This window comes from Sphingobacterium sp. (assembly GCF_039596235.1).
GTDB lineage: Bacteria > Bacteroidota > Bacteroidia > Sphingobacteriales > Sphingobacteriaceae > Sphingobacterium.
Map to the genome: position 1 here is coordinate 183,856 of NZ_JBCNKE010000006.1, position 20,627 is coordinate 204,482.

The 20,627-nt window shown below is 41.4% G+C and carries 13 protein-coding genes; 8 read left to right on the forward strand and 5 right to left on the reverse strand.

Features of this window, described 5'->3' with window-relative positions; all coding sequences use genetic code 11:
- Positions 1 to 216 precede the first annotated feature (216 nt).
- Together rsmG and ABDW32_RS14165 are read right to left on the reverse strand one after the other, a co-directional pair.
- Positions 217 to 852, reverse strand: coding sequence for a 16S rRNA (guanine(527)-N(7))-methyltransferase RsmG (rsmG, locus tag ABDW32_RS14160; RefSeq protein ID WP_343563460.1), 636 nt, complete (start codon positions 850 to 852; stop codon positions 217 to 219).
- 22 nt (positions 853 to 874) lie between these two features.
- Positions 875 to 2,038 carry a glycosyltransferase gene (locus ABDW32_RS14165; protein ID WP_343563462.1) on the reverse strand — a complete coding sequence of 388 codons (1,164 nt, stop codon included), beginning with the start codon at positions 2,036 to 2,038 and terminating at the stop codon, positions 875 to 877.
- A gap of 223 nt (positions 2,039 to 2,261) precedes the next feature.
- Here ABDW32_RS14165 and tgt point away from each other — a divergent pair, with 223 nt between their 5' ends.
- The 3 genes from tgt (at position 2,262) to ABDW32_RS14180 (ending at position 5,583) form a co-directional block, all read left to right on the forward strand.
- A complete protein-coding gene (gene tgt / locus ABDW32_RS14170; RefSeq protein ID WP_343563464.1) occupies positions 2,262 to 3,392 on the forward strand; it encodes a tRNA guanosine(34) transglycosylase Tgt in 1,131 nt (376 codons plus the stop codon).
- A gap of 90 nt (positions 3,393 to 3,482) precedes the next feature.
- Entirely contained in the window at positions 3,483 to 4,562 is a 1,080-nt protein-coding gene (locus tag ABDW32_RS14175) for an LptF/LptG family permease (RefSeq protein ID WP_343563466.1), read from the forward strand.
- Between the two features lie 109 nt (positions 4,563 to 4,671).
- On the forward strand, positions 4,672 to 5,583 hold the full coding sequence (locus ABDW32_RS14180; RefSeq protein WP_343563468.1) for an EamA family transporter: 912 nt from the start codon (positions 4,672 to 4,674) through the stop codon (positions 5,581 to 5,583).
- Positions 5,584 to 5,723: 140 nt separating this feature from the next.
- Here ABDW32_RS14180 and ABDW32_RS14185 read toward each other — a convergent pair whose 3' ends face one another.
- Positions 5,724 to 8,771: a VIT domain-containing protein gene (locus ABDW32_RS14185; protein ID WP_343563470.1), complete on the reverse strand. Its 3,048-nt coding sequence runs from the start codon at positions 8,769 to 8,771 to the stop codon at positions 5,724 to 5,726.
- Between the two features lie 214 nt (positions 8,772 to 8,985).
- Between ABDW32_RS14185 and ABDW32_RS14190 the strand changes: the two genes are divergently transcribed.
- Positions 8,986 to 10,278, forward strand: coding sequence for an esterase-like activity of phytase family protein (locus tag ABDW32_RS14190; RefSeq protein ID WP_343563472.1), 1,293 nt, complete (start codon positions 8,986 to 8,988; stop codon positions 10,276 to 10,278).
- 134 nt (positions 10,279 to 10,412) lie between these two features.
- Here the strand turns inward: ABDW32_RS14190 and ABDW32_RS14195 are convergent, their stop codons facing one another.
- Both ABDW32_RS14195 and gltB read right to left on the reverse strand, forming a co-directional pair.
- Positions 10,413 to 11,873: a glutamate synthase subunit beta gene (locus ABDW32_RS14195; protein ID WP_343563473.1), complete on the reverse strand. Its 1,461-nt coding sequence runs from the start codon at positions 11,871 to 11,873 to the stop codon at positions 10,413 to 10,415.
- Between the two features lie 17 nt (positions 11,874 to 11,890).
- A complete protein-coding gene (gene gltB, locus ABDW32_RS14200) occupies positions 11,891 to 16,405 on the reverse strand; it encodes a glutamate synthase large subunit (RefSeq protein ID WP_343563475.1) in 4,515 nt (1,504 codons plus the stop codon).
- 305 nt (positions 16,406 to 16,710) lie between these two features.
- On the opposite strand from gltB, the gene ABDW32_RS14205 reads away from it, so the two are divergent.
- From ABDW32_RS14205 to ABDW32_RS14220, 4 genes are all read left to right on the forward strand, one after another.
- Positions 16,711 to 17,808, forward strand: a complete 1,098-nt coding sequence (locus ABDW32_RS14205) for a dipeptide epimerase (RefSeq protein ID WP_343563477.1) — start codon at positions 16,711 to 16,713, stop codon at positions 17,806 to 17,808.
- 255 nt (positions 17,809 to 18,063) lie between these two features.
- Positions 18,064 to 19,044 (forward strand): deoxyhypusine synthase family protein, encoded by a 981-nt coding sequence (locus ABDW32_RS14210; protein ID WP_343563479.1) that lies wholly within the window; start codon positions 18,064 to 18,066, stop codon positions 19,042 to 19,044.
- A 128-nt stretch (positions 19,045 to 19,172) separates the two neighbouring features.
- Positions 19,173 to 19,805, forward strand: coding sequence for a hypothetical protein (locus tag ABDW32_RS14215; RefSeq protein WP_343563481.1), 633 nt, complete (start codon positions 19,173 to 19,175; stop codon positions 19,803 to 19,805).
- A gap of 84 nt (positions 19,806 to 19,889) precedes the next feature.
- Positions 19,890 to 20,465: a non-canonical purine NTP diphosphatase gene (locus ABDW32_RS14220; protein WP_343563483.1), complete on the forward strand. Its 576-nt coding sequence runs from the start codon at positions 19,890 to 19,892 to the stop codon at positions 20,463 to 20,465.
- Positions 20,466 to 20,627: the final 162 nt, after the last annotated feature.

The following is a 20,627-nucleotide window of genomic DNA, read 5'->3' on the forward strand; positions in this document are numbered from 1 at the left end:
GAGGAATGGGATCCGCTGACGAAGGAATACAGTAAGTTGTCCGGAGATTCGTTACGCAAATTTAGGATATATTATGAACCTACTATAAAGTGGTTCCGTGAGCTTGATCGATATGGGAAGATCGCTTATATACATAAGTGCTTAACATATTATCTAGATTCTGTAGGCATTATCCATAGGCGACTTCAGTTTCCTATGGGTAATGCACAACTTTAACTACATCGGCACGTATACCAAGTATTTCGTATCGAAAAAATCTTCCTTAAAGTAACTCGAAAGCGGGTGCAATTCGGCTTTTAATTTGGATTCTTTGATTTCTTCACTGAGATCGCCACCTTTCAGATAAAGAATTCCATTCGGGATTCCGTTTTTATCTTTCTTTGCAAATTTGTTCCGGATCCAAGGGGTGAATTCTCCAAGTCTCGTTACTGCCCGAGAGATGACAAAATCATATTTATCATCCAATTGTTCTGCGCGAATATGGTCCGCCTCCACATTCTTAAGGCCAAGTGCTGCAGCAACTTCACGAACGACCTTGATTTTTTTTCCGATAGAATCCACTAAATGAAACTTAACTTCTGGAAACAGGATCGCCATGGGAATACCGGGAAAACCGCCGCCGGTTCCGACATCCAAAATCTGTGTTCCTGGCGCTAACTCCTGCACGAATTTAGCGATGCCCAATGAATGTAAAACATGATGGAGGTAAAGACTATCGATGTCCTTACGTGAAATTACATTGATCTGGCTATTCCATAAAGTATAGAGGTCTGCAAGTTTTGCAAACTGTTCTTTCTGTGTATCCGTTAATTTCGGAAAATAGCTGTATATGATATCGACTGTAGGATTCAAAATGTGATGTTTTAAGGGTGAATTATTTCCAGCTTATTTTTTTCTTCTTTCGGCTGAACAAACCATTGATGCAAATATAGAAATAGTAGATGAAGTCTACCAAAGGAAGCCACCAAATCAGTTCTTTCACTTCAAGTTTCTTGTAAATGCCGGAAAAAACGGCCCATTGGGCGAATAGTCTCAATAGGTAAGCCGTAAGGGGAACATACCAAAAGGAAGGGAAGGCAATAGCCACCGCGATTAGGGTTATGTAAAACAAGACAGCAGATACCAGTTGTGTGCCCAGCATGCACTGGTGACGTCTTTTATAAATGGTAGAGGCTCCGGAATGCCTTGCTTTTTGTTTATAGTAGCTTTTCCAGGTTGTTTTGGGCGCGGAGTAAACAATAGCAGCTGGTGCCAGTGCGATATTGACATTTATCGCTGTAGCATTTTGATTGACAAACAGATCATCATCACCTGATTTGATATGCATGTGAGCTGCAAATCCTTTGTTGCGGAAGAAGAGCCCTTTTTTATAGGCCATGTTGCGACCCACGCCCATATAGGCATCTCCTTTAAGCGCATAGGATAAATAGCTCATCGCAGTATGGCTCGTTTCGAATCGAATCAGCAAATTGAGTAAGCTTCTTTTCTTAAAATAAGGGGAATAGCCCAATACAATTTCGGTCTCAGGCTTAAAGGCGGATGCCATCTCTTTCAGCCACTGATCGGATTGTGGAGCACAATCTGCATCGGTAAATACCAAAGTCTCGTGTTTTGAAGCCTTGATCCCCATACTTACTGCGAATTTTTTACCATGTTTCAATCGGATATGTTCCTTGATATCAACAATTTTTAAATGAGCGTATTGTTTATCAAACTCCTGAAGTACCCACGGGGTTTCATCTGTCGAAAAATCATTGACGACAATAACTTCGAAATTGGGATAATCTTGATTTAGGATAGTGGGGAGGAACTCCCGAAGATTATCCTGTTCATTGTGCGCACAGATAATGACAGATAGGGGTGAAAGATCGGTTTCCGTTTGGTTAGATTCAATTTGGTACCTGCTCAATTTGCTGTAAACAAATAAGATGTAATATAATTGTGCCAATAGGAAAAGACCTAATATTCCAAATACAATATATGGAAGATTGGCCAAAAATACATGTAGGTCAAGCATAGCCCACAAAGATAAGCGCATTCATAATCTTTTTATAAAGGAAAATGATAATTTATTCCCGAAACATCCTGTTTGCAAATCTTTTTATAGTATTTTTGCAACATATTTTAGGAAAAGACGGATGTCAATATACACGCTAGCGGAACCATATTTCCGTCGTTGAAAACAGTCTTGCGGTGTTAACGGGAAAATATACACGGAAGTCAGTCTACTAAAATGAACTTAGTCTCAGAGGAAAATATTAATGAAATTTACGCTACAAGCACAAGATACACTATCAAAAGCACGTGCGGGTGTTGTTGAAACTGCACACGGTCCCATTCAAACTCCTATATTTATGCCTGTTGGTACTGCCGGTACGGTGAAGGCCATTCATCAGCATGAGTTGAAAAACGATATTGAAGCACAGATTATTCTAGGGAATACCTATCATCTTTATCTGCGTCCGGGATTGAATGTATTGAATAAAGCTGGCGGGTTGCATAAGTTTAATGGTTGGGATCGACCGATTTTGACAGATTCGGGTGGTTATCAAGTCTATTCCTTGACAGAAGTGCGTAAGATTAAAGAAGAGGGTGTTACTTTCCGTTCACATATTGATGGTTCAAAACATCTTTTTACGCCTGAAAATGTAATGGATACACAGCGTATTATCGGTGCGGATATCATTATGGCATTTGATGAATGTACGCCTTACCCATGTGATTATGGTTATGCACGTCGTTCTTTGGATATGACCCATCGTTGGTTGAAACGCTGTGTCGATCGTTTTGATAGTACGGATCCGCTATATGGATATGATCAAACGTTATTTCCTATTGTACAGGGATCAGTTTACAAAGATTTAAGAATAAAATCCGCGGAAACAATCGCATCCTTTAATCGGGATGGAAATGCAATAGGTGGATTATCCGTGGGAGAACCAGCAGAGGAAATGTATGCAATGACCGAAGTGGTCTGTGATATTTTACCTCAAGAAAAACCACGTTATTTAATGGGGGTAGGCACTCCAGTAAATATCTTAGAAAATATCGCTTTGGGAGTTGATATGTTTGACTGTGTGATGCCAACGCGTAATGCGAGAAATGGTATGCTCTTTACACAAAACGGGATCATCAATATCAAGAATGAAAAATGGAAGGATGATTTCTCGCCTATTGAAGCGGAAAGTGATTTACATGCCGATCAATTCTATTCAAAGGCTTATTTACGGCATCTGATAAAATCGCAGGAAATTTTAGGGGCACAAATCGCTTCATTACACAATTTACATTTTTATCTTTGGTTAGTCAATCAAGCCCGGGAGAAAATCATCGCCGGTACATTCTATGACTGGAAAAATAAAATGGTGAAAATTTTGGATCAGCGTTTGTAAAACGGATATAAAGGGTCGCAGTTGATAAGCGTAAAGCTGGTATACCTTAAGCTCTTATATCTCACTACTAAATACTCAATACTAATAAAAATGCTTTCGTTAATCGATCGTTACATCATCAAAAAGTATCTGACCACCTTTGTGTTCACGATGGCCATATTCACTGTGGTTATGGTTGTCTTTGATGTATCCGAAAGATTGGATGACTTTCTGAAATACAAAGCACCTTTGAATAAGATCATTTTTGAGTATTATGCGGGATTTATTCCATTCTATCTTAATTTTCTGTGTCCGTTAATTAACTTCATTGCAGTTATCTTTTTCACTTCGAAAATGGCGGATCAGACGGAGATTGTCCCGATATTAAGTGCGGGCTACAGTTTCAACCGTTTGCTGCGACCATATATGATTGCCGCAACAATAATCTTTGCTGTTTCTTTCGTATTCAATATATTCATTATTCCACATACGAATAAAATGAAAGTGGATTTTGAGAATATTTATGTGAAACCCTTAAAGGATAATTCCCGGGTATCCACACATATGCAGCTGGATAAAAACAGCTACGTTTATATTGATAATTTCGATAATACGACCAAGACTGGCTATGGTTTTGTGCTGGAGATTTTCAAAGGTGATACCTTAAAAGAGAAGATGATGGCGGACCGTATCACATGGGATTCCGTTGCGACGAAGTGGAAAATAGAGGGTTACACAAACCGCATTATCAATGGGCTACATGAACGAATGGACAAAGGGACAGTCAAAGATACAACCCTGGATATGAAACCTTCGGATTTTGAATTAAGGGACAATATGTTTACTGCAATGGATACAAGAGAACTCAATATCCGTATCCGTAAAGAAGAAATAAGAGGGACAGGTGTGATGAATGATCTGCTACTGGAGAAGTATAAGCGTTATGTTTATCCATTTTCGGCTTTTGTTTTGACCTTAATGGGTGTGGCTCTTTCTTCCAAAAAAGTCAGAGGGGGAATTGGTTTAAGTTTGGGTATCGGAATCGGCTTAAGTTTTACATATATTGTTTTTATCCAGTTTGCCACTATGTTTTCACTGAAAGGAGGATTGCCGCCATTGATTGCGGTATTGATTCCAAATGTGACTTTTTTATTGGTCGCAGTTTATCTAGCGATAAAAGCACCAAAATAACTCCTATCATATCACAATGGCTTAAGCAGTTAATATAACAAAGGGAAAAATAGGTGCTGCTCCTAATCGTTTTCATCGCTATTACAAAATAAATTATATTCTATTGAATATGTCTAAAATTCAACTAAATCGGAATATTTTAATTCTGCATTTAACAATTCTTATTTGGGGGTTTACAGGGATTTTGGGTAGTCTCATTTCTGTTTCTGCCATTCATCTGGTTTGGTATCGTGTGGCGATAGCATCTGTTTCACTGCTGGTCTATTTCCTGTTGACCAAACAATCGATACTGGTTTCTAAAAAACAGTTTTTGCAGTTTTTTATGGTAGGGGCTATCGTCGGTTTGCACTGGGTTTTGTTTTTCTATTCCATCAAGGTATCTACGGTTTCGGTCACTTTGGTAACTTTATCCTCTGTGACATTGTTTACGGCCATATTGGAACCTATTGTCAACAAAAGACGAATCGCGTTATTGGATATTGTCGTTGGTCTGGTAATCATTTTGGGGATTTACACCATATTTTCATTTGAGACACATTATTTAGTCGGTTTATTGGCTGGCCTCGGTTGCGCTTTCTGTGCAAGTATATTTTCTATTGCGAATGCTAGGATGGTCAAGAAATCCAGCCCAACACTAATAACATTTTATGAAATGCTGGGCGCCTGTTTTTGGATCAGTATATTGATGCTGTTTACTGGGGATTTTAATACTGAGATGCAATTAGGTCAACAGGATCTGATCTATCTACTATTGTTGGGCGTAGTCTGTACGGCAGTAGCCTATGTGATGGGGGTAGCAGTGATGAAGGAACTATCGGCTTTTACTGTTGCATTGACCACTAACCTCGAGCCTGTCTATGGTATACTTCTGGCCATGTTGATTTTTGGACAGAAGGAAACCATGAGCGGTGGGTTTTATCTTGGTGCATGTATCGTTCTCGGAGCTGTATTTACCTATCCTTATGTGAAAACGAAGCTGGAGAAAAGACAGAAAGATCTTATCATCCGCAAATTACACTAAAGATTACTGAGGTGTCCGGGTTTGCCGGACACCTTTTTTCTTTCCCGCTGCTCGTACGCGCTTGCCGTTTTATTTCAGGTATTCAAATATAGCGCGGTTGCTCTTTTCGAATCTCTCCGTAATCCTATCTTTCGTCTGAACTAAAACACAAATTCTCCCACTAACATATTTCTTTCTTTGTCGCGATCAAGGTAGATAGTTGTGAGTTTGCGCTCTTGTCTTCCTGTGCTATATGAGGTGAAGATTTCCGCTAGAACAGCGGCGGGGCCTGCTAAGGTTAAAGAACTATTGTCATAGAAATCGACTTCTATTTTATATTTTCCTTTCAATGTTTTTTTTAATAGGAACTGTTCTGGGCCATAGCCTCCTGTAAAATCATTACTTAGCCGACCTCCAATGGCTGTTGCAGGGTTGCTGTAAAAACATTTTTCTCCATTGGGGTCTGTGACCCAGAGATCGATATCCGTGTTTTGGGAATTCCAGTTGATGACGACCCGCATGTCAACTGGTAGGTCAGCGACAAGTTTTTTTTCCACGGAAACTTTAGCCGTCGCGTTTTTCTGGAGTTTGATAAGGTTGTTTATCTCCATCACGAGAATTTCTTCAATGCCATCATCACGATTGGCAGCCTCTGGTGAATAACTTTCTGTCAAAATGCCATAAAGTTGTTCCAGCGCTTCTTTGTACTGACCCTTATCCTGTAATACCAGGGCATAATCACGATGACTTTGCGGATCCATTGGGCGCCATTTCAGTACTTTACCAGTTATATATAATGCATTGTCAACATCTCCCCATTCCCTAAGCTTGTAGGAAATGGTCTTGTAAAGATCTGCATTTTCGATTTGTAGGTCAGCCAACGAACTTAGGATGAGTAAAGCCATTTGCCTATCTCCCTTTTTGAAAAAGAAGTTGGCAACATCGAAATAGAAGGTCGGTGTTCCCATATACTGATCCCGTAGCTGAAGATAGCTCTTGTAAGGATCTTGTGATTGATTGAGCTCCTTTAGGTAAGCATTGTCTTCCTTAATTTCGGGAATACTGATTTTGCCGGTTGCGCGGCCGAGACTATTGGTCGCTCGTACGCCAGCTACGGGTACATCTAAAGCTTGATCAGCGACTATCGTGACGGATTCTTTGAGTGCCTCGTTGGATGAGATATCCTCTAGTATCTCGGTGGCTGCTTCGGTCGTAGCTCTTGAATTGGCGACTGCAGACATGCTCTTGCCGTCACTAGTCCCCACTGATGATCTGGATTCCACGACCGGCGGTGTGGCCAAGGGGCTTGCGGAATGAGGGGTAGGGATATGTGGTATGCCAATGCTGGCAGTTGGAGCCTCTTGGGCAATAGTTGTATCAGTAGACCGGCCTGACCGACCCCGTTGTGGATATTTCGTTTTTTGCTGGAAGTCGGTATTCCACCAGGATTGGAGTTGCTCGGTGATATTTTGAGCCTGTATCAGTAAATCTGCTACGCGTTCTTCCTTTTCTATCTGTTCTTCTTTTAGGAGTCGGTTGTATTCGGGAAGCAGCTCCGCTGGCGGTGTGATAGCATAGCGTATATAATCTTCTACATTTTCCAAAACAATTAAACTGGTATTTCGTGTCACTATGCCAAACTGTTTTCCGATAGCCTCGATCTCTTCACGATGATCTTCGTATTGTACGTCCAAGGCCTCTATTTTCTTCTGTGCCCAGATCTGTTGCAGATCGATATCGCCATCGTCTGGCTTTAACGGAACGATGATTTCTTTCATTAGCCCTGTTCCATTACCGACTAAAACGGTGATTTCTTTTGCTCCACTGTCCTTGTCGAGTCCCGAAACAGAAAAATAGGATTGAACAGGTGAGCCTTTTTCAGGATAGATTTCTGTAAAAGCATCTTGTTCTTTTACTCCCAAAAAGAGCAGGTCGAGCGAATTTAACGTATTATAGGCTTGAGTTACGGTCGTATTTGTCAAATTAATCATTTTCCCATAATGGGCCTGCGCAATTTGTTTTAGATTGGCATAATCTGAACTGCTTGAGGAGGTGATACAGTAAGTAGGCTGATCAAGTTCAATCTTACCCTTGCCAAATGTAGAAAGTCCGTCGCTGAAAAACAGATAATTTGCGCCATGCAGTACCCCACTCTTGACTTGGCTATAGTCGGTTCCACCATCATAAACGGTATGTTTTAGATAATTTCTCAACTCTTCCCAGTTTCCGCGACTGACCTGAAATGTCCGTGCTTTGCTGAAACGAATATCTAAATAGCCAAGATCAACTGACATATTCTGATTTTCACTGAAAAACTGATCTAGGAGGCCGAACTCTTTCTCGAGATCTCTACTTTTTGAACTTAATGAACGGTCCCAAATAATGGCAATGCTGTTACCCCATTTTTTTTGCATCTGTTTAGGTATTTCTAATTTTGCATTGGCTAGAAAGTAAAAACTGCCATCCTGGTTGTATTGTTTTAATCCTGAGATGGAGTTTTCGTTTAAAGGGAGTTTAATCGCGAGATTTTTTGAGTATTTAAACTGTTGCTTGTGTAATGTAGCAGCGTAGTTATGGTTTTGTTCAGAAAAAGCCAAGGAACCATCAGGCTGCTCAGTAAAGCTTGGCTTTTTATTGCCTTGGTAAACGTTGATGTTCAGCTCGACGTTTTCAATAATGGAGTTATAGTTCAAAGGCAGATAATAATATAATGCCTGATCGGATTCTGGTGTTAGATTCTCGGAATAACTGATCAGGATCGTACGTCGTCCTTTTGAAGGTAGGGGATAGATTCGGCTTCGGAAATTGTTTCCTTCTACTTTTTCAAGCAATCCGGGGTCTACCCGTCGTGTTTCTATACTTTCAAAAACTTCGGTGCCTTTGTTTTTGTCCACTGGTACCGCCTGACGTAGTTTTCCATTGATATCCAGTGCATAACCGCTAACAGAAACACCTTCAGGCATCGGGAAAGTAAGTTCCCCTTCAAGATCCCGATCTGTCGTGTTTTCGAAAGTCATGGTCATTGATGTTTTTGCAATATTTCCAAAAATACTGACAGCTACTTTTAGGTCGACGAGCTTTGCTGCATCGATACCTTGCTCGTTTTTTATTTTTAAGCTGGGTAGCTCTCGTGCAGGTCTTACTTGAGACTTTGTATCCACATTGGAAAATACCAATAGGGCGAGGAGGGCTAATATTGTCTTTTTCATCCGTATAAATTTGTTGGTTTGCGTTTATCGGAGTCGGAACGCGCTCAAACTCCTTTGCCTATTTTTCCTTGGATGCAATGAAAAGTCAAATTCCATAAAGGCAAGCTATTTTTATTTGTCATTATGAGTTGCTCGGTGGATATAAGTTATTTAAACATTTGTTAATGATTGCCTAATATGCGAGGTTTATGTTTGCAGGATAATAGAACAAATTATGAGAAAACTATACAGCGTATTGGGGATTGCTCTTTTGTGTGCTTCCTGTAGTAAGGACGATGTGTCAAAGATTATTGATCCAATTGTTAATTTGACTTATCCGGATAAGGCAGTAGCCACAGATCCAAAAGTATTGGGTACGGTTGGTGAAGTCAAGGTATACAATGGTGGGTATGGATCTTCTATGGTTCAGGATCCGAATGACAAAACTGTATTTTATCTATTAACGGACCGCGGGCCAAATATTGATGGTACAGAAAAAAATAGCAAAGTCTTTGCTAACCCAATGTTTACACCTCAGATTGGTAAATTTCGATTAAAAGATAATGTGCTTGTTTTTGAATCAGCAATTGAATTAAAGAATAAAAACGGCGTAAAATTGAACGGCTTACCGAACCCTGAGGGTAAAGGCGGTTCGGGAGAGTTAGCATTGGATACGAATGGAAAGGATTTGGGAAAAAGCGAAGACGGTATCGATTCGGAAGGCTTGGCGAGAGCTGCTGATGGCTCTTGGTGGGTAAGTGATGAGTATGGACCGCATATCGTTCACTTTGATGCTTCTGGAAAGGAGATTGAGCGGATCAATCCTTGGACAACAGGTAAGAAATTACCCTTGGTATTTGCAAAGCGTCGTCCAAATCGTGGAATGGAGGGTTTGACCATTACACCGGACGGAAAAACATTGGTTGGTATCATGCAATTCCCCCTTTATAATCCTTCTAAGGATGCCGTGAAGAATTCTCTGGTTATCCGAATCGTCACTATGGATATTGCAACAGGAAATACAAAACAGTATGTGTATCTAATGGAACGGCCAGACCTACAGGCTGTCAGTGAAATCGCTGCGGTGTCCAATTCAACTTTTATTGTGCTGGAACGTGATGATAAATATGCAACAGAGGCAACACGTGGTGAAGTGTTCAAAAAAATCTATCAGATAGACCTTTCGGGAGCGACGGATATTTCTGATGATAAAAATGGGGAGAAGGGAAAACTGTTTAATGAAAAGAGTGTCGAGGAGCTAAAAGATGCAGCTACCCTGGCTGCAAATAATATAATACCTGTAAAAAAAACGTTGGTGGCTGATTTAATGACAGACATCAAAGAATTATATCCGCACGATAAAGCGGAAGGGCTAGCTGTTATTAATTCTTCATTAATTGCAATATGTAATGATGATGATTTCGGTGTTACAGGAGAGGGTATATATAAATCGAAGATATTACCTGAGATAAATGCCGTTGATAAGAATAGCATCTACTTCATCAAATTAAAGACTCCGTTAAAGTAGATATTTGATAACAAAAACGCCTGCTGATAGCAAATATCAGCAGGCGTTTTTGTTATCAAATACTCTAAAGCATAGAACATGAGCCTAATGGCCGACTTTCTTTTTATGCTGAAAGGTATATGGATCAGCAATCACTAGGCATTTTGTGCAGCGAGGAAATCCTTGCTTTCGAGCTCCGAATATCCCATAAGATACTCGTCAACTTTTCTCGCACACTCCCGACCCTCGGAAATAGCCCAGACCACCAACGATTGTCCCTTACGGCAATCGCCTGCCGTGAAGATATTCTCTACGGAGGTTTGGTAATCTTTATCGTTAGCCAGAATATTTCCTTTTTCGTCCACGCGCACACCGAGTTGCTCCAATAATCTTTGCTCTGTATGTTTGTATCCAATAGCCAGTAAAACAAGATCGGCCGGGATTTCCCGAACTTCGGATTCGCCCAATCTTGTACGGCGTCCAAATTCGTCAACTTCGTACTGAACCTCTTTAACTTTTACGGCTTTGACGTGGCCATTTTCGTCGTGAATGAACTCTTGCGTTTCCGTTGCCCAAAGGCGTTCACAGCCTTCTTCTTGCGAAGAGGAAGTTCCAAAAGTTACTTTGTCCATCGGCCAAGGATTATTTTTTAAACGCTCTTTCGATGGAATTGGTTTACGGGCGATTTGGGTGATGCTCTTGGCCCGATGACGGTTGGAGGTTCCGATACAGTCCGAACCTGTATCGCCGTCACCAATAACCACAACATGTTTATCTGTCGCTAAAATACGTTCCTCGTCAATACTGATACCACTTACTTCTTTGTTCTGCTGCTTCAAAAAGTCCATAGCGAAGTGTATCCCTTTGGCTTCGTGCCCCGGTAATTGCATATGCCAAGGCACCGTCGAACCCGTCGCCAAAACGACAGCATCATAGGCCTTTAATTCGTAAAAACTAATGTCTTTACCTACTTCTGTATCCACCCTGAACTCAATCCCCGAATCTTTCATTAAATTGATCCGACGGTCTATAACAGATTTCTCCAGTTTGAAATCTGGAATACCGTAACGGAGCAAGCCCCCGACCTGATCGTCACGTTCGAAAACTGTGACATCGTGACCGGCTTTATTCAATTGCGCTGCAGCGGCAAGTCCGGCTGGGCCAGAACCTACTATAGCAACACGTTTGCCTGTTTTTAAATAGCTTTTATGGGCTTTAACATAGCCTTTTTTGAATGCAATCTCAATGATATGCTTTTCAATTTCTTCGATTGTGATCGGTGTGCTATGGATGCCTAGCACGCAAGCAGATTCGCAGGGTGCCGGACATATTCTTCCTGTAAATTCTGGAAAGTTATTGGTGGAGGTCAGGATTTGGTAGGCCTCTTCCCATTTTCCGTCGTATACCGCATCATTGAATTCAGGAATAACATTGCCCAATGGACAGCCTGAATGACAAAACGGAATACCACAATCCATACAACGCGCAGCCTGTTTATTCAGTTCACTCTCAGAATATCCTTTATTAAATTCTTTGAAGTGCTGTACACGGCCTTCAACAGCTTCTTTTGTTGGAAGCACGCGCTCAAATTCTTTAAAACCTGTAATTTTTCCCATGATCTGTGCTTCCTATTTTATGCTTCAACTAATTTTTGACGAATAACATTTTTGTATTCTCTAGGGAATACCTTTATGAATTTATTTTTTTCCCGGGCCCAATTCTGTAAGATGAAATCTGCTCTACGGCTATTGGTCAATAGTACATGGCGTTTCAACAATGCGATAATTGCAGTTTCATCTTCACTTTCTAATGGATCCAAATCGACCATCTCCAGATTGCAGTTTTCGCGGAAATCTGCGTTTATATCGTAGATCCAAGCGATACCACCGCTCATCCCGGCTGCAAAGTTGCGTCCTGTAGCTCCAAGAATAAGCGCACGGCCACCAGTCATATACTCACAACCATGATCACCTACACCCTCGACGACAGCAGTAGCACCTGAATTACGAACGGCAAAGCGTTCCCCCGCCTGTCCATTGACGAATAGGTGTCCTGAAGTTGCCCCGAATAAAGCCACATTACCTATAATAATATTGTCTTCCGGTACTAGGACACTCTCTGGGACTGGATAGATTGCCAGTTGTGCCCCTGATAGGCCCTTACCAACATAGTCATTGGCTTCACCTTGTAGTTCAAAGGAAAGACCTTTGGTTGAAAATGCACCGAAACTCTGTCCTGCAGAACCCTCAAATTTGAAATTAATGGTGTTATCAGGTAATCCTTCAGATCCGTATAATTTAGAGATCTCATTGGACAACATTGTGCCTATGGTACGATCGGTATTTTTTACCTTGAAAGTTCCGAATACCGGAGTTTTGCTTTCCAAAGCTAATTTCGATTGTTTTAACAATCCCCAGTCCAAAATCATGGCCATGCCGTGATCTTGTTCCTCAGTATTGTATAATGATTGTCCCGGTTCATTGCGTTCCACATGGAGGATGTCCGTAAAGTCGATTTTCTTTGCTTTCCAATGGTCGATATTCTCCCGTTTTTTGAGGAATTGTGCTCGGCCTACCATTTCGTTGATGGTGCGGAATCCTAGGTAAGCCATTGTTTCGCGCACTTCTTCTGCTAAGAAAGTAAATAAGTTGACGATATCTTCGGGTTTTCCGGAGAATAGCTTACGCAATTCAGGATCTTGTGTAGCTACCCCGACAGGACAAGTATTCAAATGACATTTGCGCATCATAATACAGCCTCCGGCAACCAATGCCGCTGTGGATACACCCCATTCTTCAGCACCTAATAGTGTAGCAATGACAATGTCCCGACCTGTTTTTACCTGTCCATCAGCTTGCAGGACAACACGGCTACGTAGTTTATTTTTTACAAGGGTCTGATGTGCTTCTGCAAGCCCTAATTCCCAGGGTAGTCCCGCGTGTTTGATTGAACTGATTGGTGAAGCTCCTGTTCCGCCGTCGAAACCAGCGATCAGGATGACGTCGGCATGTGCTTTGGCTACACCAGCGGCTATTGTTCCTACACCGGCTTTAGATACGAGCTTCACGTTAATCCTTGCTTGGCGGTTCGCATTCTTTAGGTCAAAGATCAATTGTGCCAAATCTTCGATGGAATAAATATCGTGGTGTGGTGGCGGAGAAATCAGCCCCACGCCAGGTGTAGAGTGTCTGGTTTTTGCAATCCAGGCATCTACTTTAGGACCCGGTAATTGACCACCTTCGCCCGGTTTAGCTCCTTGTGCCATTTTGATCTGTAACTCGTCTGCTTGTGTTAAGTAATTGGAAGTTACACCAAAACGTGCGGAAGCGACTTGTTTGATAGCCGAACGCATGGAATCACCATTCGGCAACGGTTGATAGCGCAATTCATCTTCCCCCCCTTCACCGGTATTCGATTTTGCACCGATGCGGTTCATCGCAATCGCAAGGGTACTATGTGCTTCGTGAGAGATAGAGCCAAAAGACATCGCGCCAGTTGCAAAACGTTTTAAGATTTCACTTGCAGGCTCAACTTGCTCCAATGGGATCGAATTGCGGTGCTTAGCAAAATCCAACAGCCCACGAAGGGTAAACATATGCTCTTTCTGTTCGTTTATCTTGCTCGCATACTTTTTATATGTAGCATAATCTCCGGTACGGCATGCTTGCTGCAATAAGTGAATGGTATCAGGATTCCACAAGTGACCTTCGCCACGGCGTTTCCATTGATAGATACCACCTTCTGGCAATAGGTTCTGTGGTGTACGGCTTTTTTCAAATCCACGCCAGTGTTTAGATAAAGCTTCTTTTGCCAAATCATCCAATGTCATACCACCGATACGGGATACTGCACCGCAGAAGAATTTGTCAACAACAGATTTATCGATACCCAGTACCTCAAAGATCTGTGCGCCATGATAGGACTGCAATGTCGAAATCCCCATTTTGGAGAATATTTTCAACAAACCGTTGTTGACCGCTTTCACGTAGTTTTTAGAAAGCTCAGGCCAGGTTAGTTCAGTATCCAAGGTGTTTTGTTCCTTCATGGTCCGAATACTTGCCAGTGCCATATATGGGTTGATCGCAGTAGCGCCAAAAGCCAATAGGCAGGCAAAGTGGTGTACTTCCCAGGCATCACCAGCTTCGACGACTAAACCTACAGCGCCACGGTTGCCGGTTTTGATCAAGTGGTGATGGACTGCTGATACCGCAAGTAGCGAAGGGATAGCCGCGTGTTTGGAATCTATAGCACGGTCAGAAAGGATCAATACCTGGAAACCATCACGTACTGCATCATCGGCATATCGGCATAGACGCTCTAAACCTGCTTCCAGTGAGCCAGGTTTCCCGTCGGAACGGAAATATGACTGAATGGTTTTTGCCTGGAATAATCCGGTATCAATAGAACGCAATTTTTCGAGTTCTTTGGAGGTAAGAATCGGATGTGGCAAAGTCACACAGTGACAGAACTTTTTGTCTTCAATTAGGATATTTCCGGCATTACCGATAAAAGTTGCCAGACTCATCACCAAACGTTCACGGATTGGATCGATCGGTGGGTTGGTTACCTGCGCAAAGAATTGTTTAAAGTAACTTGAGATATGCTGTGGTTGATCGGAGAGAATAGCCAAAGGAACATCCGAGCCCATTGAACCAGTTGGTTCATATCCGGTCAATGCCATCGGAGTCAGAATTGTTTCAAGGTCTTCTCTTGAGAAACCAAATGTTTTTTGATATTTGAAAACGGATTCTTTGGAAAGATAGGTATAGGTAACACGGGGTTCTTCCAGTTCTTCCAACTTGATTTTATAATTGTCCAACCACTCGCTATAGGGTTGCTGATTGATCAATTGGTCTTTTACCTCCTCGTCGGTCAGGATACGGCCTTGTTCCATATCGACAAGAAATATCTTACCTGCCTGTTGGCGGCCTTTTTTAATAATGGTTGATTCCTCGATCGGGAGCGCGCCAGCTTCTGAAGCAACCACAACACGATCATCCGAGGTTACAGCATAACGTAAAGGACGTAAACCGTTACGGTCTAATGTTGCTCCGATATGTTTACCATCTGTAAAACATAAGGCTGCAGGACCATCCCAGGGTTCCATCAACGTGGCATGATATTCATAGAACGCGCGTTTCAGCGGATCCATTTGTGCATTGTCGTCCCAAGCTTCCGGCACCAACATCAACATAACGTGCGTCAGGCTACGACCACTGTGTAAAAGCAGCTCGGCAACATTGTCTAGACAGGCGGAGTCTGACTGACCCCGATCAACAACAGGAAGCAGGATTTCCATTTCATCCTCGGTGAAATATGGAGATGAAAGGGAGCGCATGCCTGCATAAAACCAATTGAGGTTACCCGTCAAGGTGTTGATCTCACCGTTGTGTGCCAGCATACGGAATGGTTGCGCTAACGACCAAGAAGGAAAAGTATTGGTCGAGAAGCGAGAGTGTACCAATCCAAATGCAGATACCACACGTGGATCGCGTAAATCCAGGTAATAGGTGCCGACCTGGTATGTTGTTAATTGACCTTTGTAAATGATAGTTTTGCAAGAAAGCGATGCAAAGTAAAGCGGGAGAGGGTATTCTTGTTGTTGTTTAACTTTTTGAATGATCAGGCGACGTAGAACAAAAAGTTTGCGTTCAAATTCTTCAGTGTTTGAAACTCCGTCCGGTCTGCTAACAAAAAACTGAACGATTTCAGGTTCGGCACTGAGGGCTGTTGGTCCAATACCTTCACGATTGACTGGTACTGGACGATAGCCAAGGAATTTCATACCCCTTTCTGCTGTCGCTTCTTCAATCAAGTCCCGACATATTTTGTTCATGGTTTCTTCTTTAGGTAGAAAAACCATTCCTGTTCCATAATATCCTGGTTCCTCTAACTGTATCCCTAAGCTGATACATTCTTCCCATAAAAATTCGTGTGGCAGCTGAATCATGATACCGGCTCCGTCACCGCTTTCAGGGTCACAGCCACAGGCGCCACGATGCTCCATGTTTTCCAACATGGTCAGCGCGTCTTTTACTTGTGCGTGAGATTTATTCCCTTTGATATGGGCGACAAAGCCTACTCCACAGGCGTCATGCTCAAAATTAGGGTCGTAAAGGCCCTCCGTTTTCGGTCTTTGTTGAATCATCTTTCCTTTTCAAATATTATACATTGCTAATATAGGAATAAAAATGGATAATATTATAAATATTCTAATAAAAATGTATTTGTTTTGATTTTATTGTTTCATTTTATTGTTTTTATTATGGATATTGTATTTAATGTTTTTGTGGGTTAATCGAATTTTTCTTTCCCTAATAATGCATCATTTGGCGATAATTTTTACTGGAAATGGAAAAAGTAGCGTGTGATTGCAAGAATATGTATAAATTAGGCAAAGTATTGCACATTGCTTGTGCCGTATCAATAGGCCTTATTTTATAGACAGAAAATATGAAAATAACTGAAATAGAGATCTACAGATTAAGTATTCCGATGGAGCCATTTGTTATCGCGACCGGAACCATGGATTATGCGCAAAACACATTTATCCGCATACACACGGATATGGGGCTTTACGGAGTAGGTGAATGTTCTGCATTCCCCATGATCGTGGGTGAAACACAGGACACCTGTCTAGTTTTGGCACGTGATTTTGCCAAAATCTGGAAAGGAAAAGATCCATTGGTTATTTCCGAACGTTTGGCCGAACTAGATTTGTACATCGCCGGTAATAGAACCATTAAATCCGCTTTTGATATCGCATTACATGATTTAGCAGCTAAACATGCCGGTATGCCACTCTATCAGTTTTTAAATGGAACAAAAAGAGAGATAACAACCGATATGACACTTGGGATAGCCTCTCCTGAAGAGATGGCCTTGAAAGCTAAAGCTCTACAGGATGGGGGAGCAGTGGTGTTAAAGGTAAAATTGGGCAAAGATCCAAAATCAGATGTGGCCCGCATCCGTGAAATACGTAAAGCTGTTGGATTTGAGATGCCGATCCGTATCGATGCCAACCAAGGTTGGTCCTATGAAGAGGCCATACTTGCTCTGCAGGGCCTAGAACCCTTTAAAATTCAGTTTTGTGAACAACCCATGCGTACATGGAACGACGAGTTATTACCTCAGCTGCGAACCGAAACGATTGTTCCCATTATGGCGGATGAGTCGGTGTATTCTCACCATGATGCTGAGCGGCTCTGCAAGGCGGATGCCTGCGACTATATCAATATCAAATTTTCGAAGTCAGGAGGGATTCAGGAAGCCTTGAAAATCAGTCAGGTCGCCGCGGAGTATGGGATCAACTGTATGATAGGAGGGATGCTTGAATCACGCTTGTCCCTGGCCGCCAAAGTGCATTTTGCCTATGCAGCTCCCAATGTCAAATTTTTTGATTTAGATACCTGTATGGTTGGCCACCTAGAGGATCCGGTTATCGGAGGGATCCAATATGAGGGATACAAAATCCATCTATCAGACGCGCCTGGTATCGGGGGTGATATCGATCAAGCATTTTTGGATCGCTGCGAGAAATGGGTAATTTAACTATAGACCGTGTATGAATAGCATGAACTGGGGAATAGGTGGCCAAGAGATTGCCGTCCTTATTGTTATTGTCGTTTTCTTAGTGGCTGCATATTTCTTCTTTTCAACACTGCTCAAGAAGTAGAAATTGTCTATTTTTTTACATTTGTTAAAAAAAAAGGCGTTAATAGCTGTTTTGACAGGACATAGAAATTAAAATAGATAATATTCAGTACCTTTGCGGAACTTATTTTTTTATAAAAGTTAGAAAATATCATGAGTACTCAAAAAGGACCTATTTCTCAATTTATTGAGCATAATTACCGTCACTTTAACGCTGCAGCATTAGTAGATGCTGCAAAAGGTTACGAGGAGCATCTTTTGGATGGTGGAAAAATGTTGATCTCCCTTGGAGGTGCAATGTCTACTGCTGAATTGGGTGTTTCTTTGGCAGAAATGATCCGTCAAGATAAAGTGCACTTCATTTCTTGTACTGGGGCTAATTTGGAAGAGGATGTGATGAACCTCGTTGCGCACTCACATTACAAAAGAATTCCGAACTATAGAGATTTGACAGCGGAACAGGAAAGAGAATTATTGGATAACCACTACAACCGTGTAACAGATACTTGTATCCCGGAAGAAGAAGCTTTCCGCCGGCTGCAGAAACATCTTGAAGATGTATGGCATGCCGCAGAAGCGAAAGGTGAGCGTTACTTACCACACGAATTCTTGTATCAAGTTGTTAATTCCGGTGTGTTGGAGCAATACTATGAAATTGATCCAAAAGATTCATGGATTGTAGCTGCTGCTGAGAAAAACTTACCTATCGTTTGCCCAGGGTGGGAAGATTCAACTACAGGTAATATCTTCGCGTCAAATGTGATCAAAGGTAAATTGAAGGCGAGTACCGTTAAATCAGGTATTGAGTATATGATTTATCTGACTGAATGGTACCGTAACAATTCTGCTGGTAAGGGTGTCGGTTTCTTCCAGATTGCTGGTGGTATTTCCGGTGATTTTCCGATCTGTGTAGTTCCGATGATGTATCAGGATTTAGAATGGGAAGAAGTACCTTTCTGGGCTTATTTCTGTCAAATTTCTGATTCGACGACTTCTTATGGTTCTTATTCTGGAGCAGTTCCAAATGAAAAAATCACTTGGGGTAAATTGGATGTCGATACGCCTAAATTTATCGTAGAATCTGATGCCACAATCGTAGCACCTTTGATTTTCTCTTATATCTTAGGACATTAATCTTTTCGATAGATAAAAAAGGGGTAGGGAACAAAGAATTTTGCTTGGGCAAGTTCTTTATTCTTTACTCCTTTTTCTTTTACTCTTTTCTTGTTTATCTTTACCTTCTATTATTTTCTTTTCAAACGATGAGCAATTTAACAACAGATAATCCGGTGGCGCTCCAAACCCTGATGAATGAAACCATTTTTGCCAATGGCTTTGATTTTCAGTTAACCCAGGAAGCTGTATCTAAAGCAAAGGATACAGAATATATCGCTGTTGGAATCCCTTCTGCCGATCATCTTACTCAATCGGTTGCAGATGGAACCATAAGATCAGGTTATAGTGGTCGTGAAGAAAATAATAATGAGATGGAAGTATTGGGTGGAGAATTTATCTATCAGGGCAGTAAAGATCAGGGTATACTCTTTATCTTGCGCTATGAAGAATATCCTTATTTTTCTCCCGCCGCGCTTGACGCATTTGAAAAAACAATTGGAGCCTTAAAATTGAAGAAGGAAACTGTTGCTGTGGTTAATTTAGCAAATGCGCATAATCCAAACGATTTTAAGCGGATTATGCAGTTTTTCCAACCAACAAAGATTATTTTATTAGGCGTGGAGCCAGCATCGCTGAATCTTCCGCCAATCGAACATAATTCTTATATGAAGGGGCGTATAGCAACCGTGTTTAACACTTTCAGCTTTGAAGAAATGTTTGCCGATATCAATAAAAAGAAGCTGTTCTGGAACGAATTTAAAACGTTTATTGTTTCCTAAATTCTTAGGACCCCCTGTTTACATTTGGGATTTAAGAGACTACTCTAATAGCTAATAAAAAACAACACATAAAATTTTAAGAAGATGCTAGAACTTGTATTCGCAACGAATAATGCCCATAAATTGGAAGAAGTCCAGGCAATAGTGGGGGATGCTTTTGTTATTAAAAGTTTGAACGATATCGATTGTCAGGATGATATACCAGAAACAGGGGTGACCTTTGAAGAAAATGCAAAGCAAAAAACGGACTATTTGGTAAACAAATATGGACTTTATTGTTTTGGTGATGATTCGGGGCTGGAAATAGATGCGCTAAATGGCGAACCAGGAGTTTATTCGGCGCGTTACTCAGGTTCGAGGGATATGGAAAAAAATATTGATCTTGTTTTGGAAAGAATGGGAGACAATTCTAACCGAACCGCGCGATTTAAAACAGTCATTTCGTTATACCTAAACGAACAGCAACATTTTTTTGAGGGAAGTATTGAAGGGCAGATCATTAAAGAACGTAGGGGGATAGATGGATTTGGTTACGATCCTATCTTTATTCCCGATGGTCATGACAAAACTTTCGCGGAGATGAGTGCAGATGAAAAAAATGCAATCAGCCATCGGGCGATTGCCGTTGGCAAACTGGCTGATTATTTAAAAACAAGATAATATTGAGATGTATTTTAATCAATAAACTTTTTGTTGGCAATAGAAACAAGCGGGGCAAAAATCCATTTTGCCCCGCTTGTTTTTCTGAAAATGTCTGTTTTCTAATGGTCGGAAAGAGCCTTCACGTGATTTTCATGGCTGTTGGTGCTTATAAGCACATGA